Source organism: Erwinia sp. V71, from assembly GCF_965644245.1.
Classification (GTDB): Bacteria; Pseudomonadota; Gammaproteobacteria; order Enterobacterales; family Enterobacteriaceae; genus Erwinia.
Genome location: NZ_CBFFRK010000095.1, coordinates 1 through 16,484, shown reverse-complemented (window position 1 = coordinate 16,484; position 16,484 = coordinate 1). Strand labels below are relative to the sequence as shown.

The window sequence follows — 16,484 nt, the reverse complement described above, 5'->3', positions numbered from 1 at the left end:
AATAGTAAGTCCGTACGGTTCTGAGTTGCTGCATATTGCTATTTTAAGTCAATATACGGTATGTATGAGACGCTTACAAATGGTGAACTATGTGCAAGAAAACTGCGTCCGCAACATGGTGAATTGTGTACAAAAAAAAGCCCTCCCCCATTTCATGGGGAAGGGCTTACAAGTCACTAAACGCTAACTTATTTCTTTTTCGCTTTCGGGTTTGGCAGGTCGGTAATGCTACCTTCAAACACTTCAGCCGCCAGACCAACAGATTCATGCAGCGTTGGGTGCGCATGGATGGTCAGTGCGATATCTTCAGCATCGCAACCCATTTCAATCGCCAGACCGATTTCACCCAGCAGCTCGCCGCCGTTGGTACCGACAATCGCACCACCGATAACGCGGTGAGTGGTTTTGTCGAAAATCAGTTTGGTCATACCGTCTGCACAATCGGAAGCGATCGCACGACCCGAAGCCGCCCATGGGAAGGTCGATACTTCGTAGCTGATGCCTTTCTCTTTCGCTTCTTTCTCGGTCAGACCGACCCATGCCACTTCTGGCTCGGTGTAAGCGATAGATGGGATCACTTTCGGATCGAAGTAGTGCTTCATACCGGCAATCACTTCTGCCGCCACGTGGCCTTCATGCACGCCTTTGTGTGCCAGCATTGGCTGACCGACGATATCGCCGATAGCAAAGATGTGCGGCACATTGGTACGCAGTTGCTTGTCGACACGAATGAAGCCGCGCTCGTCCACTTCCACGCCCGCTTTACCGGCATCGAGGTTTTTACCGTTCGGCACACGACCAATCGCCACCAGCACTGCGTCGTAGCGCTGTGGTTCTGCTGGCGCTTTTTTGCCTTCCATGGACACGTAGATGCCATCTTCTTTGGCTTCTACTGCGGTCACTTTGGTTTCCAGCATCAGGTTGAATTTCTTGCTGATACGCTTGGTGAACACTTTCACCACGTCTTTATCAGCAGCAGGGATCACCTGATCAAACATCTCTACCACGTCGATCTGAGAACCCAGCGCGTGATATACGGTGCCCATTTCCAGGCCGATAATACCACCGCCCATCACCAGCAGACGCTCTGGCACTTCTTTCAGTTCCAGCGCATCAGTGGAATCCCAGACACGTGGATCTTCGTGTGGAATAAATGGCAGTTCAATCGGACGGGAACCGGCAGCGATAATCGCGTTATCGAAGTTAATGGTGGTTGCACCACCTTCGCCTTCCACCACCAGGGTGTTAGCGCCAGTGAATTTGCCGAGGCCATTCACAACCTTAACTTTACGGCCTTTCGCCATACCCGCCAGACCACCGGTCAGCTGAGAGATCACTTTCTCTTTCCAGCCACGGATTTTATTGATATCGGTCTGAGGCTGACCGAACACGATGCCGTGCTCTTCCAGCGCTTTCGCTTCTTCGATCACTTTCGCGACGTGCAGCAGCGCTTTTGACGGGATACAACCGACGTTCAGACAAACACCACCGAGGGTGCTGTAACGTTCTACCAGGACGGTCTCCAGACCTAAATCAGCGCAACGGAAAGCCGCAGAGTAACCTGCAGGGCCTGCGCCAAGTACCACGACCTGAGTTTTAATTTCTGTACTCATCATGACCTCTTGTTTGATTTCCGGCGGGTCAGACGTCACGCCCATCATCCACCGGGACGCTTGCACGGCAAGAGTTTACAGAATTGTTAATAAACTGCAAACCATGGCGCCATGAATCTCTGTAGCAAGGCCGGCGATTGCCGGCCTTGTTTAGTCTTACATCACCAGACGACGAATGTCGGCCAGGGTGTTGCCAATGATGGTGATAAAGCGAGCACCATCAGCGCCATCGATCACACGGTGGTCGAAGGAGAGAGACAGTGGCAGCATCAGGCGCGGCGCAAAGTCTTTACCATTCCATACCGGTTCCATCGAGGACTTGGACACACCGAGGATAGCCACTTCCGGCGCGTTCACGATAGGTGCAAACGCCGTGGTGCCCAGGCCGCCCAGGCTGGAGATAGTGAAGCATCCACCCTGCATATCCGCAGCAGTCAGCTTACCATCACGCGCTTTCTTCGAAATCGCCATCAGCTCGCGAGACAGTTCAACGATGCCTTTCTTATTCACATCTTTGAACACCGGAACCACCAGACCGTTTGGCGTATCGACCGCCACACCGATGTTGATGTATTTTTTCAGCGTCAGCTTCTGACCATCTTCAGACAGTGAACTGTTGAAGCGAGGCATCTGCTCCAGCGCGCTGGCAACCGCTTTCATGATAAAGACCACTGGGGTGATTTTCACATCCAGTTTCTTCTTCTCAGCTTCGACGTTCTGCTGCTTACGGAACGCTTCCAGATCGGTGATATCCGCTTTATCGAAGTGAGTCACGTGCGGGATCATTACCCAGTTACGGCTCAGGTTAGCACCCGAGATTTTCTGGATACGGCCCAGTTCCACTTCTTCGATTTCACCAAACTTGCTGAAGTCGACTTTCGGCCATGGCAGCATGCCTGGCAGACCGCCACCGGCAGCAGCAGGTGCTTCGGCGCGTTTCACCGCGTCTTTGACATACGCCTGAACGTCTTCTTTCAGAATACGACCTTTACGGCCGGTTCCTTTGACTTTCGCCAGGTTTACGCCAAATTCACGTGCCAGACGACGAATAACCGGGGTCGCATGAACGTAAGCGTCATTTTCCGCGAACTCGCTCTTACCTTCCGCCGCAGCGGCTGGTTTAGCGGCTTCCTGCTTAGCAGGTGCTGGCGCGGCGGCAGGTGCCGGAGCAGCAGCTTCCTGTTTAGCAGTTGGTGCCGCAACGGCTGGGGCTGCGCCCGCCACTTCGAACACCATGATCAGGGAACCGGTGCTGACTTTGTCGCCAGTGTTGATCTTGATCTCTTTAACTGTACCCGCGAATGGTGCTGGCACTTCCATAGAGGCTTTATCGCCTTCTACGGTGATCAGAGACTGTTCAGCTTCAACCATGTCGCCCACTTTCACCATGATCTCGGTGACTTCAACTTCATCACCACCGATATCAGGGACGTTAACCTCTTTCGCTGCGCTGGCTGCCGGAGCAGCCGCTGCTGCTGGCGCGGCTTCTGCTTTCTCTTCTGCCGGAGCAGGTGCAGCAGCTGCTGCACCGTCGGCGGAATCGAAAATCATGATCAGTTTGCCAGTGGCGACGGTGTCGCCCACTGCCACTTTAATCTCTTTAACTACGCCAGCCTGTGGCGAAGGCACTTCCATGGAAGCTTTATCACCTTCAACAGTGATCAGCGACTGTTCAACTTCAACGGTGTCGCCCACTTTCACCATAATTTCGGTGACTTCAACTTCGTCTGCACCAATGTCCGGTACGTTGATTTCGATAGCCATTACTCTTTACCTCTTATGCCAGACGCGGGTTAACATTATCGGCATCGATATTGAATTTGGTGATCGCTTCCGCTACCACTTTCTTATCGATTTCACCGCGTTTGGCCAGTTCGCCCAGTGCCGCTACCACCACGTAGGAAGCATCAACTTCGAAGTGGTGACGCAGGTTTTCGCGGCTGTCGGAACGGCCGAAACCGTCGGTGCCCAGTACGCGATAGTCGCTGGCTGGCACATAGCTGCGAACCTGTTCTGCGAACAGTTTCATGTAGTCGGTTGACGCCACAGCTGGCGCATCGTTCATCACCTGCGCGATATACGGCACACGTGCTTCTGCAGTTGGGTGCAGCATGTTCCAGCGCTCACAATCCTGACCATCACGCGCCAGTTCGGTGAACGAGGTCACGCTGTACACGTCAGAACCGACGCCGTAGTCTTTCGCCAGGATCTGCGCTGCTTCACGCACGTGACGCAGGATAGAGCCTGAGCCCAGCAGCTGAACTTTACCTTTGCTGCCTTCTACTGTTTCCAGCTTGTAGATACCCTTACGGATACCCTCTTCCGCACCCTGCGGCATCGCAGGCATGTGGTAGTTTTCGTTCAGAGTGGTGATGTAGTAGTAGACGTTCTCTTGTGCTTCGCCGTACATACGCACCAGACCATCATGCATGATGACAGCCACTTCGTAGGCGTAAGCCGGGTCGTAAGAGATACAGTTCGGGATAGTCAGCGACTGAATGTGGCTGTGACCATCTTCGTGCTGCAGGCCTTCACCGTTCAGGGTAGTACGACCGGAGGTGCCGCCGACCAGGAAGCCGCGCGCCTGCTGATCACCTGCTGCCCAGCACAGGTCGCCGATACGCTGGAAACCGAACATGGAGTAGTAGATGTAGAACGGAATCATCGGCAGGTTGTTGGTGCTGTAAGACGTTGCCGCCGCCAGCCAGGATGCGCCTGCGCCCAGTTCGTTGATACCTTCCTGCAGGATCTGACCTTTTTCGTCTTCTTTATAGTAAGCAACCTGCTCACGGTCCTGCGGGGTGTACTGCTGGCCATTCGGGCTGTAGATACCGATCTGGCGGAACAGACCTTCCATACCGAAGGTACGCGCTTCGTCCGCGATGATTGGCACCAGACGATCTTTGATCGACTTGTTCTTCAGCATCACGTTCAGGGCACGCACGAAGGCGATAGTGGTGGAGATCTCTTTGTTCTGCTCTTCCAGCAGCGGCTGGAAATCTTCCAGTGCAGGCATTTCCAGCTTCTCGCTGAACTGCGCCTGACGGGTTGGCAGGTAGCCACCCAGTTTCTGACGCTGGCCGTGCAGGTAGGTGTGCTCTTCAGAACCTTCCGGGAAGGTCACGTAAGGCAGTTTTTCGATGTTGGCATCGTCAACCGGCACATTGAAACGATCACGGATATAACGCACGCCATCCATGTTCATTTTCTTCACCTGGTGAGCGATGTTTTTACCTTCAGCGGTGTCACCCATACCATAACCTTTGATGGTATGCGCCAGGATCACGATTGGCTTGCCTTTGGTGTCCTGTGCTTTTTTCAGTGCCGCGTAGATTTTCTTCGGATCGTGACCACCACGGTTCAGCGCCCAAATTTCATCGTCAGACCAGTCTTTGACCAGTTCAGCGGTTTCCGGATATTTACCGAAGAAGTGCTCACGCACGTAAGCACCGTCACGGGATTTGAAGGTCTGATAGTCACCGTCAACGGTTTCGTTCATCAGCTGAATCAGTTTACCGCTGGTGTCTTTACGCAGCAGCTCGTCCCAGCGACCGCCCCAGATAACCTTGATCACTTCCCAGCCAGCACCACCGAAGATGCCTTCCAGCTCGTTGATGATCTTGCCGTTACCGGTGACCGGACCGTCCAGACGCTGCAGGTTACAGTTGATGATGAACACCAGGTTGTCCAGCTTCTCACGGGTCGCGATGGTGATCGCACCTTTAGATTCTGGCTCATCCATTTCACCGTCGCCGAGGAAGGCGTAAACGGTCTGTGCGGAAGTGTCTTTCAGGCCGCGGTGCTCAAGATACTTGAGGAATTTCGCCTGGTAGATCGCGCCCAGTGGGCCCAGACCCATGGAAACGGTTGGGAACTGCCAGAAGTCAGGCATCAGTTTAGGGTGCGGGTAAGAAGACAGACCTTTACCGTGAACTTCCTGACGGAAGTTGTTCATCTGATCTTCGGTCAGGCGACCTTCAAGGAAAGCACGGGCATACACGCCCGGAGAGATGTGGCCCTGGAAGTACACCAGATCGCCGCCATCTTTGTCGTTACGCGCACGGAAGAAGTGGTTGAAGCACACTTCGTAAACGGTCGCGGAAGACTGGAAAGAGGACATGTGGCCGCCCAGCTCCAGATCTTTCTTCGATGCACGCAGAACCGTCATGATGGCGTTCCAGCGGATCGCGGAACGGATACGACGTTCCAGAGAGGTGTTCCCCGGGTATTCCGGTTCGTCTTCAGCCGCAATGGAGTTGATGTAGTTGCTTACACCAGCGCCTGAAGCGACTTTTACGCCGCCTTTGCGTGCTTCGCTCAATACCTGATCGATCAGATACTGTGCGCGCTCAACACCTTCTTCACGGATGACCGATTCGATCGCCTGTAGCCAGTCGCGAGTTTCAATCGGATCCACGTCATTATGTAAACGTTCTGACATGGGGGGTATTCCTTATCTGTGTCTAATACGTTGAATTGTCTGGAGCCTGTCGCTTTGTGCTCTGCGGGCAAAACACAAAAAGACAGGCTCGTCGTTTATACCGTTGCCCTGAAACCGCCATGCTGCCGGTATATGGACGCGTTATCTATACCCTAAATAATTCGAGTTGCAGGAAGGCGGCAAGCCCCCTCACCCCGGGAGCATAGCTAACTATGTGACCGGGGTGAGGGGGCGCAGCCAACGTACCTGCGACTTGAAGAATGACGGGTATATCCGCGTTATTCCTTACGTTGCTGTAGGCGTCGCAGGGAGCGCTCTCGACGACTCTGCTCCCGGCTTCTGTCCAGCAATATTTCCTCAATAAACGCCAGGTGACGGTGTGACGCTTCACGAGCCTGTTCCGGCTCCCGCGCCATAATCGCCTCAAAAATACTGGCGCGATGACCGCTCACTTTTGCCAGCATCTCCCGGCGCAAGTAGAGCAATTCGAAGTTCTGTCGGACGTTCTGTTCCAGCATTGGCCCCATGCTGCGCAAAAGATGTAAAAGCACCACATTATGCGCCGCTTCGGTGACAGCAATTTGATACTGCATCACCGCATCGGACTCTGCGTCTAAATCGCCGCTGTCCTGTGCCTGCTGGATCACCTGATGACAATCGCGAATGCGCTGCAAATCCTCGTCAGTGCCACGTAGCGCGGCATAATAGGCGGCGATACCTTCAAGGGCGTGACGGGTTTCCAGCAGGTCGAACTGAGATTCAGGATGTTGGGCCAGCAGATGCACCAGCGGATCGCTCAGGCTTTGCCACAGACTTTTCTGGACAAATGTGCCACCACCCTGACGGCGCAGCAGCAGGCCTTTGGCTTCCAGACGCTGGATAGCTTCACGAAGAGAAGGACGGGAGACATCAAACTGTTTGGCAAGCTCACGCTCTGGCAACAGTTTTTCCCCTGGACGCAGCGTCCCTTCCATAATCAGAGACTCAAGCTGTTGCTCGATTGCATCGGATAATTTTGGTTGACGAATCTTGCTGTAAGCCATCTTCCCTTCTTCTGTCATCCGTCCGAAGTAAATTGGTAATACCAATTGCAAAAAGGTGACGCTAAAGTAACAAAGTATTCACCTTGTGTCTATATGGCATAAGCCCGAAACCGGGGCTGGCTCACGTTATAAAGATGCTGAAAAACCACCGAAAAGGGAGCCATGCAGGGGCGGGGAAGTTGTTAACAAACCTGACTTTTACGAAACCTTACACGGAGTTAGTCAGGTTTCTGCGCCTTAACTATAAGGGAATGCTATTTGCCTTTTTCATCGTTCCGTACCAGATCAACATATTGTGCAAATGAGAAATGAGTGGTCGTTTTTCACTCACTCCGCCGCACGAAAAGAGAAAGCGAGTGCAAAGGCCAGCGCTTACCACTATTCTGGTCTCGTAGATAGCATCACCCTCATTTTTGAGTCGTTGATACTGTAAAATAATCAATACGTTATCTGTAAGAGTTAATTTACGGCTGCTCTCACAGCGATGGAAAGACTCCAATAAGAATAACGACATCACGAGGTTTTCATATGGAACAACAGCAAGGCGATGCGCTGAAGCGGGGACTCAAAAACCGCCATATTCAGCTCATTGCATTAGGTGGCGCTGTCGGTACTGGCCTGTTTCTGGGGATCGCGCAAACGATCAAAATGGCGGGTCCTTCAGTCCTGCTGGGATACGCGATTGGCGGGTTTATTGCGTTTCTGATTATGCGTCAGTTGGGCGAGATGGTCGTGGAAGAGCCGGTCGCCGGTTCATTCAGCCACTTTGCCTATAAATACTGGGGCAACTTCGCCGGTTTTGCCTCAGGCTGGAACTACTGGGTGCTGTATGTGCTGGTGGCGATGGCAGAGCTGACCGCAGTCGGTATCTATGTTCAGTACTGGTGGCCGGAAATCCCAACCTGGGTATCCGCGGCCGTCTTCTTCCTGCTGATCAACGCGATTAACCTCTCCAACGTCAAAGTGTATGGCGAAATGGAGTTCTGGTTCGCGATCATCAAAGTGGTCGCAGTGGTCGGGATGATTCTGTTTGGCGGCTGGTTGCTGTTCAGCGGCTCCGGCGGTCCGGAAGCCAAAGTCAGCAATATCTGGGACATTGGCGGCTTCTTCCCGAATGGCGTCACCGGGCTGGTGATGGCGATGGCGGTGATTATGTTCTCCTTCGGCGGTCTGGAGCTGGTGGGGATTACTGCCGCAGAAGCCGACAACCCGGAACACAGCATCCCAAAAGCCACCAACCAGGTGCTGTACCGTATTCTGATCTTCTACATTGGTTCACTGGCAGTGCTGCTGTCACTCTATCCATGGACCAAAGTGGTCGAAGGTGGCAGTCCGTTCGTGATGATTTTCCACGATCTCGGCGACAGCCTGGTGGCTAACGCACTGAACGTGGTGATCCTGACCGCCGCGCTGTCGGTATACAACAGCTGTGTGTACTGCAACAGCCGTATGCTGTACGGCCTGGCGAAACAGGGGAACGGTCCGAAAGCTCTGCTGAAAGTGGACAGCCGCGGTGTACCGGTGGTGGCGATTGGTATCTCTGCACTGGCAACCGCCATCTGCGTACTGGTTAACTACCTGCTGCCTGGTGAAGCCTTTGGTTTGCTGATGTCACTGGTGGTCTCCGCGCTGGTGATCAACTGGGCAATGATTAGCCTGGCGCACCTGAAATTCCGCCGTAAGAAAGATCAGCAGGGTGTCACCACGCGCTTTAAAGCACTGCTGTATCCGCTGGGTAACTGGATCTGTCTGGTGTTCCTGGCCGGTATTCTGGTGATTATGGCGCTGACGCCGGGTATGGCGATCTCCGTCTGGCTGATCCCGGTCTGGCTGGTGGTGCTGGCTGTCGGTTACGCAGTGAAGAACCGCGCGCAGAAGTCGTAAAGTCATACTTCGCCGTTCTTAGTCACCACTCTGAACGGCTCCTTCCCCCGCCTGGCGGGGGAAGGAGCCTGTAGTGCCCCTCTCTGACTTCTCCCCCCTTTTCTGAGCGAATGCAGATTGTGTCCTTCCTCACACTTTCTCCCTGACAGTCATTTTGTCCATTTGCGCGACGGTTTCATGCTGCGCAGCAAAAATCATCAGCGCTAATAATGTTTCCCACCATGAGGACAATCCTCCAACGGCGGGAGAACTAACGATGAATACGGCCGCACTGTCATTCAGAGAGAAACTGGGTTACGGCATGGGCGATGCAGGCTGCAATATGATTGGCGGTGCCATCATGTTGTTCCTGAACTATTTTTATACCGATGTGTTTGGCCTGGCACCGGCGCTGGTCGGCATCCTGCTGCTGTCTGTGCGCGTGCTCGATGCGGTGTCTGACCCGATTATGGGCGCTATCGCCGACCGCACGCACAGCCGCTGGGGTCGCTTCCGTCCCTGGCTGCTGTGGGTCTCCGTTCCCTACGTGCTGTTCAGCGTGCTGATGTTTACCACGCCGGACTGGAGCTACGAGAACAAGGTGATCTACGCCTTTGTCACCTACTTCCTGATGTCACTGGCTTATACCGCCATCAATATCCCCTACTGCTCGCTGGGCGGCGTGATTACCAACGATCCTGGCGAGCGCGTCTCCTGTCAGTCCTATCGCTTTGTGATGGTGGGCATCGCCACACTGATCCTGTCGCTGTCACTGCTGCCGCTGGCCGAGTGGTTTGGCGGCGACAATAAAGCGCGCGGTTATCAGATGGCGATGGGCGTGATGGCAATCATCGGCCTGTTTATGTTTCTGTTCTGCTTTGCCACCGTGCGCGAACGGATTAAACCGGCAGTGCCGACCAATGACGATCTGAAAGCCGACCTGAAAGATGTGTGGAAAAACGACCAGTGGGTGCGCATCCTGCTGCTGACCTTCTGTAACGTCTGCCCGGGCTTTATCCGTATGGCCGCAACCATGTACTACGTCACCTGGGTAATGCAGCAATCCACCGGCTTCGCCACAATGTTTATCAGCCTCGGCGTGGTCGGCATGATGATCGGCAGTACGCTGGCGAAGCTGCTGACTGACCGCTGGTGCAAACTGAAAGTGTTTTTCTGGACCAATATCGTGCTGGCCATTTTTTCCACCAGCTTCTATTTCCTCGACCCGCACGCCACGGTGCTGGTGGTGGTTGCCTATTTCCTGCTGAATATCTTCCACCAAATCCCGTCCCCCCTGCACTGGTCGCTGATGGCAGACGTCGATGATTACGGCGAATGGAAAACCGGCAAACGCATTACCGGCATCAGCTTCTCCGGCAACCTGTTTTTCCTCAAAGTCGGTCTGGCGGTTGCAGGCGCAATGGTCGGCTTCCTGCTGTCACTGTATGGCTATGATGCCGGGGCGAAACAGCAAAACGCGACGGCGATTAACGGCATTATGCTGCTGTTTACCGTTATCCCTGGCATTGGTTACCTGATTACCGCGGGCGTGGTGCGTCTGCTGAAAGTGGATCGCCAGCTGATGCAAACCATCCAGATTGATCTGGCGAAACGCCGGGAAAATTACCGCGAACTGAATGATTACCCGCAGGGCAAATCTGTTGATATCAAACCAGAAGGAGCCGCCCGATGAACTGGCCCAATCCGCTAATCGAACAGCGCGCCGATCCTTATATTCTGCGCCACGGTGACAGCTACTATTTTATCGCCTCAGTACCGGAATATGACCGGCTGGAAATCCGCCGCGCCAGTACGCTTTCCGGCCTGCGCGATGCGCAACCGGTGGTGGTATGGCGCAAACCGGACAGCGGCCCGATGAGCGAGCTGATCTGGGCGCCGGAACTGCATCTGATCGATGGCAGCTGGGTAATCTACTATGCCGCAGCCCCCACGCGCGCCATCAAAGACGGCCTGTTCCAGCACCGCATGTTCGCGCTGGAGTGCCGTGACAACGATCCGCTGACTGGAAGCTGGCAGGAACGCGGTCAGGTACGCACGCCCATCGACAGCTTTGCCCTCGACGCCACCAGTTTCCGCCACCAGGGGAAGCAGTGGTACTTATGGGCGCAGAAAGATCCGGCGATCCCCGGCAACTCCAACCTCTATTTAGCGGAACTGGAAAACCCGTGGACACTGAAAAGCGCGCCAGTCATGCTCAGCCGGCCAGAGTATGAATGGGAATGTGCGGGATTCAGCGTCAATGAAGGCCCGGCAGTGATTCGCTATGGCAACAGGCTGTTTGTCAGCTATTCCGCCAGTGCCACCGATGAAAACTACTGTATGGGATTGCTGTGGATTGATGCCGATGCGGACCCCATGCAGGCGGCTAACTGGTCGAAATCAGCGCGTCCGGTGTTTACCACCCACCGGCAGAATCGCCAGTATGGCCCAGGGCATAACAGTTTCACGACGGCGGAAAACGGCGAGGATGTGCTGGTCTATCATGCGCGTAATTACACGGAAATCGAGGGCGACCCGCTATGGGACCCGAACCGCCATACACGCATCAAAACCTTTCACTGGGACAAGGACGGTATGCCCGATTTCGGCATACCGCCTGCTGAGCAGTAATCAGACCAGCGTGCCGTAAATGGTGAGCAGCGCCACCACCACCACCAGCACTAAGGAGACTTTTTTCGCCAGAGACACCGCCACGCGCGGTGTTTCTGTTTTATCAAGGTGCGGTTCGCGCGCCAGCGAGAACTGTGCCAGCTGGGTAAGCACCTGATACTGCGCACTGTGGCGATCGCCCAGCGAGGCAAACCACGCTGGCAGTGCCCGCTCACCGTGGCCTAACAGGGCATAGGCGACACCCGCCAGCCGTACCGGGATCCAGTCCAGCCAGTGCAGAATCGCATCCACCCCCGACTGCGAACGCTCCAGCGGTGAATGATGACGCGCCAGCCAGCTCTGCCAGCCGCGCAGAAACGCATAGCCCACCAGCAGCACCGGCCCATAAGGACCGCCCACCACAAACCAGAACAGCGGCGCCAGATAAAAGCGGAAGTTAATCCACAGTAAGGCATTCTGCAGTTCGCGCAGGTATTCACGTTCATCGCAATCCACCGGGATACCGTGGATCAGTGTCAGTTCTTCCGCCATCGCATCACGCGCACTGTCATCATTGAGGCTCGCCGCCCGCAGATAAGCGTGATAGTGCAGACGTACCGATCCCGCGCCAATACACAGCAAACCGACCAGAATCCAGAAAATCAGTTGTACCACGCCAAAGAACAATCCTTTCAGCGCCATGATCACCACCAGCACCACAGCCATTGCCAGCCAGGCCATCATCAGAGTACGCAGCAGCGAGAAACGTTTTTGCTGCCGGAACAGCGGTTCCAGGCGGTGGTCCAGTTGCCAGTGCTCACCCGATTTAAACAATCGCTCCCAACCCAGTACCAGTAACAAGCTAAACAGCGTCATGCATCAGACTCCCCAAAAGTCACGCCAGCAGAATGTGGGTGTAAAGCGTGACGAAATCGTTCCCAGTCAAACGCCGGACCGGGATCAGTTTTGCGCACTGGCGCAATATCACTGTGGCCGGTGATACGTTCCGGCGTCAGCGGATAGTGTTGCATCAGCAGTTCAGTTACAGCCTGTAGCGCCGTGTATTGCGCATCGGTATAGGGCAGTGTATCCGTGCCTTCCAGTTCAATACCAACAGAAAAATCATTGCAGTTGTCGCGCCCCTGCCAGAGAGAGACCCCGGCGTGCCAGGCGCGCAGGTGAAACGGCACATACTGCACAATTTCGCCGTCACGGCGGATCAGGCAGTGTGCAGAGACACGCAAATGCGCGATTTCAGCAAAAAACGGGTGGGCGCTGGCATCCAGCGTACCGGTAAACAGCGCGTCAATATAAGGACCACCGAACTCTCCCGGCGGCAGGCTGATATTGTGAACCACCAGCAGTGACGGCGCTTCATCGGCAGGACGCGTATTAAAATGCGGTGAGGGCACCTGCTTTATCCCAACAATCCAGCCATCCTGCAACTGCATGCCCTGCCCTCCTGATATCGGTTTTACTTTCAGAGTAACACGCTTCACGCGCTGGCGTCAGAAGCAGGTCTGCACGGTTTCAACCAGTTGCAGATCGTCATCTACCACACACAGCTGTCGCCACTTATCAAACGTCAGGCACAGGTGTGAGGCGCCAAAGGCAATAATATCCCCTGGCGCTAACGGATGTTGATCCGGAACGGCGATAAAGGCGTGTTGATCCATCAGACGGATCACCTGGTAATCGCTCCCCAGCGGCTGCGCGGGCATCTTCCCCTGCGGATAGACACGCAACGGCACTGGCATACTGTCGTGGGCAATATCACGTTTACCCAGCGCGGCGATTACCCGGCCAGGCTCAGGGACTGACTGAACATAGGCAAACACTTCCATCGCCGGTAACAGCGCGCTATCCATCTCCGGATGGCGGGCCAGCAAAGCATGCTGCGCCTGCTGGTAAATACCGTGGTCGTGAACCAGATAGCAGCCAGGCCGCATCAAGGTAATAAAGGCATCGCGCGCATCAGCGGCGGCGAAGGCCTGCGCCACTAAGTCGTACCAGGAGGAGCCAGAGGCGGTGATAATTGGTCGCTCACAGGCGAAATGCCCGGCCGCTTTCAGCGCCAGCGCATGACTCACCAGCTGTGTAATAAAGGTGGCGACATCCTGCTGCTTATCGTTGCTGCTGATCACCCCCTCGTAACCCTCAATGCCACAAAGACGCAGGGCATCATAGTGCGTAATCGCGGCGACAACCGCCTCAATCTGTTGGGCATTACGGCAACCACAGCGGCCATGACTGACGCCCACTTCCAGCATCACATTCAGCGTCAGCTGTTGTGAGTGGAAAAACTCGCCCAGCTGATGCGCATTCTCCACGCTATCTACCAGGCAATAAAACTCGATATCACCGGCACGCAGCACGTCAGCGACAATCTGCATATTAGGACGGCCAACCAGCTGGTTCGCCATCAGGATACGTTTGATGCCATGCTGTGCCGCTACCGCACACTGCACCGCCGTCGCCAGCGTGATGCCCCAGGCTCCGGCCGCTGTCTGGCGCTGAAACAGCGCGGGAGCCATGGTGGTTTTGCCGTGTGGCGCCAGCTGCGCGCCATGCGCCGTCGCGTAACGCTGCATCCAGTGCAGATTGTGTTGCAGCGCCGACTGATGCAGAACCAGTGCAGGCAGAGAGATATCCTGCAGCAGTGATGTCCCCGTTACCGGCTGGCCTTTTTGGTGGATTGAGGTGATTTCCATTGCGTTACCACTGACTCCCGCTGAATGTCTGTCGCGCCAGTATAACGTGATTTCAGCCGCAGCTGGAGGCAATCAGGCCATGGCTGGCAAGCCTGTGATAAACACGTTAGAGTGGGCAAACGCTTTTGTCCGCCCTTTTGGAGCCACACGATGACCACGCGCCGCTACGACGCCGACCACCGCCGTACAGAACTGCTGGAACGTATTGAGCACGATATTCCCGCTGCCGTCACCCAGGCGCTGCGCGAGGATCTGGGTGGAGACGTCGACGCCTGCAACGATATCACCGCCAGCCTGCTGCCTGCTGACACCCAGTCTCATGCCACTGTCATCACCCGCGAAGCGGGGATTTTCTGTGGTAAGCGCTGGGTGGAAGAGGTGTTTATTCAGCTGGGTAACCGCACCACGCTGGTCTGGCATGTCAGTGACGGCGACACCATCAGTGAGAATCAGACGCTGTTCGAAATCAGTGGGCCCGCGCAGCTGATCCTGACCGGGGAACGCACCGCGCTGAATTTTGTGCAGACACTGTCTGGCGTGGCCACGGAAGTCAGCCGCTACGTCGCCCTGCTGGCGGGAACCCGCACCCAGTTGCTCGACACGCGTAAAACCCTGCCTGGCCTGCGTACTGCGCTGAAATACGCCGTACTCTGCGGTGGCGGCAGCAATCATCGCCTCGGCTTGTCTGATGCCTTTCTGATCAAAGAGAACCATATTATCGCCACCGGCTCGATTCGCCAGGCAGTGGAAAAAGCCTTCTGGCTGCATCCTGATGTCCCTGTAGAAGTGGAAGTTGAATCCCTTGATGAGCTGGAGCAGGCGCTGGCGGCAGGCGCGGATATCGTGATGCTGGATAACTTCAGCGTCGATCAGATGCGTGAAGCTGTAACCTTAACCGATGGCCGCGCACTGCTGGAAGTATCCGGTAATGTCACCAACGAAACCCTGCGTACTTTTGCTGAAACCGGCGTGGACTATATCTCCGTCGGTGCGCTCACCAAACATGTACGGGCGCTCGACCTGTCGATGCGCTTCCGCCAGTTGTAACATCCGCCACCTTTTCGCAGGTGGCTTTTTTCTCCCTGCGATTCCCTTTTGCGCGGCGGCTTCCATCGTGATTGTCGTCTGTTGCAACTCACGGAAAAACCTTCCGTGCGGCTACGCAATTCGCCTCGCTGCCACTGGTGTTGCCTGCACGGCCCTCTTAAGGTGCCGTCAGACACATCAAGGAGAGCAGCAGCATGGACAAGCAACGCGGATTTACCCTGATTGAACTGATGATCGTGGTGGGTATTGTCGCCATCCTTAGCGCCATTGGTTTACCGGCTTATCAAAACTATCTGCAGAAAGCCGCACTCACCGATATGTTACAAACCATGGTGCCCTACAAAACGGCGGTTGAGCTGTGTGCTATTGAGCGTGGCGCAACCGGCAACTGTAATGCGGGCAGCAATGGCGTCCCGGCAGGCCATGGTTCGCGCTATGTGCGCAGTGTGGCGGTTGCCGCGGGTATCATTACCCTGGTGGGTCAGGAGAGTCTCGACACTCTGAGCGTGGTATTAACACCTACCCTGAACAACGCCGATGGCCGTATGAACTGGCAGCGCAGCTGCACCAGCACGCAAAGCGGACTGGTGGAAGCCTGTAATGATATTTTCCGCTTCGATGATGCAGGTACACGCTAATGGACGCGGCTAATCTGCGCTCAGTACAGACTATCTGCCAGCGCTATCAGGCGATTATTCTCGATTGCAACGCCAGCCGCCTGCATGTGGCGGTAAGCGAAACGCCCACACAACAGATGATTGAAGCGCTGCGCTTTGCCAGCCAGTGCCATGTGGAAATCGAATGCTGGCCGCGCGCGCGTATCGAGCAATACAGCCTGCAGCCCTCCCCCGCAGGCATGGCGCGCGAAAGTTCGCCTGATGATGCTGCAGGAGCCTCTGCGGTCGAACGGGTGCAGCAGACACTGTTGCTGGCGCTGCAGCGGCGTGCATCGGATATCCATTTCGAACCGCACGCCACTGGGTTGCGCATCCGCCTGCGTATTGACGGGGTATTGCATCCCGTCACAGGTGGCGATGACCCGGCCCATGCTCCGGTGATCGCGCGGCTAAAAATACTCGGCCGCGAATTCAGATAATAAGTGCAACGCTTGGTCATGTGGATGGAGGGACGGTTAGCTACCGATAAGCTATCCTGC

The 16,484-nt window shown here is 55.3% G+C and carries 14 protein-coding genes; 7 read left to right on the top strand and 7 right to left on the bottom strand.

Annotation, left to right across the window (positions count from 1 at the left end; genetic code table 11):
• The coding region (locus ACSZO1_RS16830) for a hypothetical protein (protein ID WP_437614617.1) at window positions 1-187 on the top strand (187 nt) is incomplete at its 5' end.
• Between the two features lies 1 nt (window position 188).
• Here the strand turns inward: ACSZO1_RS16830 and lpdA are convergent.
• From lpdA to pdhR, 4 genes are all read right to left on the bottom strand, one after another.
• Window positions 189-1,613, bottom strand: coding sequence for a dihydrolipoyl dehydrogenase (lpdA, locus tag ACSZO1_RS16825; RefSeq protein ID WP_437614615.1), 1,425 nt, complete (start codon window positions 1,611-1,613; stop codon window positions 189-191).
• A gap of 156 nt (window positions 1,614-1,769) precedes the next feature.
• On the bottom strand, window positions 1,770-3,377 hold the full coding sequence (gene aceF, locus ACSZO1_RS16820) for a pyruvate dehydrogenase complex dihydrolipoyllysine-residue acetyltransferase (RefSeq protein ID WP_437614613.1): 1,608 nt from the start codon (window positions 3,375-3,377) through the stop codon (window positions 1,770-1,772).
• 13 nt (window positions 3,378-3,390) lie between these two features.
• Window positions 3,391-6,054, bottom strand: coding sequence for a pyruvate dehydrogenase (acetyl-transferring), homodimeric type (gene aceE, locus ACSZO1_RS16815; protein WP_437614611.1), 2,664 nt, complete (start codon window positions 6,052-6,054; stop codon window positions 3,391-3,393).
• A 278-nt stretch (window positions 6,055-6,332) separates the two neighbouring features.
• A complete protein-coding gene (gene pdhR / locus ACSZO1_RS16810) occupies window positions 6,333-7,097 on the bottom strand; it encodes a pyruvate dehydrogenase complex transcriptional repressor PdhR (RefSeq protein ID WP_437614609.1) in 765 nt (254 codons plus the stop codon).
• 528 nt (window positions 7,098-7,625) lie between these two features.
• On the opposite strand from pdhR, the gene aroP reads away from it, so the two are divergent.
• The 3 genes from aroP to ACSZO1_RS16795 all read left to right on the top strand — a co-directional run bounded on the left by aroP (window position 7,626) and on the right by ACSZO1_RS16795 (window position 11,591).
• Window positions 7,626-8,981, top strand: a complete 1,356-nt coding sequence (aroP, locus tag ACSZO1_RS16805) for an aromatic amino acid transporter AroP (protein ID WP_437614607.1) — start codon at window positions 7,626-7,628, stop codon at window positions 8,979-8,981.
• A 256-nt stretch (window positions 8,982-9,237) separates the two neighbouring features.
• On the top strand, window positions 9,238-10,653 hold the full coding sequence (locus ACSZO1_RS16800; RefSeq protein WP_437614605.1) for a glycoside-pentoside-hexuronide (GPH):cation symporter: 1,416 nt from the start codon (window positions 9,238-9,240) through the stop codon (window positions 10,651-10,653).
• On the top strand, window positions 10,650-11,591 hold the full coding sequence (locus ACSZO1_RS16795) for a glycoside hydrolase family 43 protein (protein WP_437614603.1): 942 nt from the start codon (window positions 10,650-10,652) through the stop codon (window positions 11,589-11,591). The genes ACSZO1_RS16800 and ACSZO1_RS16795 overlap by 4 nt, the downstream gene beginning before the upstream one ends.
• Here ACSZO1_RS16795 and ampE read toward each other — a convergent pair whose 3' ends face one another.
• The 3 genes from ampE to ACSZO1_RS16780 are packed head-to-tail and all read right to left on the bottom strand — an operon-like array spanning window position 11,592 to window position 14,281.
• Window positions 11,592-12,446, bottom strand: coding sequence for a beta-lactamase regulator AmpE (gene ampE, locus ACSZO1_RS16790; RefSeq protein ID WP_437614601.1), 855 nt, complete (start codon window positions 12,444-12,446; stop codon window positions 11,592-11,594).
• Entirely contained in the window at window positions 12,443-13,021 is a 579-nt protein-coding gene (ampD, locus tag ACSZO1_RS16785) for a 1,6-anhydro-N-acetylmuramyl-L-alanine amidase AmpD (RefSeq protein ID WP_437614599.1), read from the bottom strand. The genes ampE and ampD overlap by 4 nt, the downstream gene beginning before the upstream one ends.
• 57 nt (window positions 13,022-13,078) lie before the next feature.
• Window positions 13,079-14,281, bottom strand: a complete 1,203-nt coding sequence (locus tag ACSZO1_RS16780; RefSeq protein ID WP_437614597.1) for an amino acid deaminase — start codon at window positions 14,279-14,281, stop codon at window positions 13,079-13,081.
• Window positions 14,282-14,431: 150 nt separating this feature from the next.
• Here ACSZO1_RS16780 and nadC point away from each other — a divergent pair, with 150 nt between their 5' ends.
• From nadC to ACSZO1_RS16765, 3 genes are all read left to right on the top strand, one after another.
• Window positions 14,432-15,328 (top strand): carboxylating nicotinate-nucleotide diphosphorylase, encoded by an 897-nt coding sequence (gene nadC / locus ACSZO1_RS16775; protein ID WP_437614596.1) that lies wholly within the window; start codon window positions 14,432-14,434, stop codon window positions 15,326-15,328.
• A 194-nt stretch (window positions 15,329-15,522) separates the two neighbouring features.
• Window positions 15,523-15,966: a prepilin peptidase-dependent pilin gene (ppdD, locus tag ACSZO1_RS16770; protein ID WP_437614594.1), complete on the top strand. Its 444-nt coding sequence runs from the start codon at window positions 15,523-15,525 to the stop codon at window positions 15,964-15,966.
• Window positions 15,966-16,424, top strand: coding sequence for an ATPase, T2SS/T4P/T4SS family (locus ACSZO1_RS16765; protein WP_437614592.1), 459 nt, complete (start codon window positions 15,966-15,968; stop codon window positions 16,422-16,424). The genes ppdD and ACSZO1_RS16765 overlap by 1 nt, the downstream gene beginning before the upstream one ends.
• The last annotated feature ends 60 nt before the right edge of the window (window positions 16,425-16,484 follow it).

Coding starts and splice junctions, on each gene's coding strand:
- pdhR (WP_437614609.1), bottom strand. CDS start 7,097: ATGGCTTACAGCAAGATTCGTCAACCAAAATTATCCGATGCAATCGAG.
- ppdD (WP_437614594.1), top strand. CDS start 15,523: ATGGACAAGCAACGCGGATTTACCCTGATTGAACTGATGATCGTGGTG.
- aceE (WP_437614611.1), bottom strand. CDS start 6,054: ATGTCAGAACGTTTACATAATGACGTGGATCCGATTGAAACTCGCGAC.
- ACSZO1_RS16780 (WP_437614597.1), bottom strand. CDS start 14,281: ATGGAAATCACCTCAATCCACCAAAAAGGCCAGCCGGTAACGGGGACA.
- ACSZO1_RS16800 (WP_437614605.1), top strand. CDS start 9,238: ATGAATACGGCCGCACTGTCATTCAGAGAGAAACTGGGTTACGGCATG.
- nadC (WP_437614596.1), top strand. CDS start 14,432: ATGACCACGCGCCGCTACGACGCCGACCACCGCCGTACAGAACTGCTG.
- aceF (WP_437614613.1), bottom strand. CDS start 3,377: ATGGCTATCGAAATCAACGTACCGGACATTGGTGCAGACGAAGTTGAA.
- lpdA (WP_437614615.1), bottom strand. CDS start 1,613: ATGAGTACAGAAATTAAAACTCAGGTCGTGGTACTTGGCGCAGGCCCT.
- ACSZO1_RS16765 (WP_437614592.1), top strand. CDS start 15,966: ATGGACGCGGCTAATCTGCGCTCAGTACAGACTATCTGCCAGCGCTAT.
- ampD (WP_437614599.1), bottom strand. CDS start 13,021: ATGCAGTTGCAGGATGGCTGGATTGTTGGGATAAAGCAGGTGCCCTCA.
- aroP (WP_437614607.1), top strand. CDS start 7,626: ATGGAACAACAGCAAGGCGATGCGCTGAAGCGGGGACTCAAAAACCGC.
- ampE (WP_437614601.1), bottom strand. CDS start 12,446: ATGACGCTGTTTAGCTTGTTACTGGTACTGGGTTGGGAGCGATTGTTT.
- ACSZO1_RS16795 (WP_437614603.1), top strand. CDS start 10,650: ATGAACTGGCCCAATCCGCTAATCGAACAGCGCGCCGATCCTTATATT.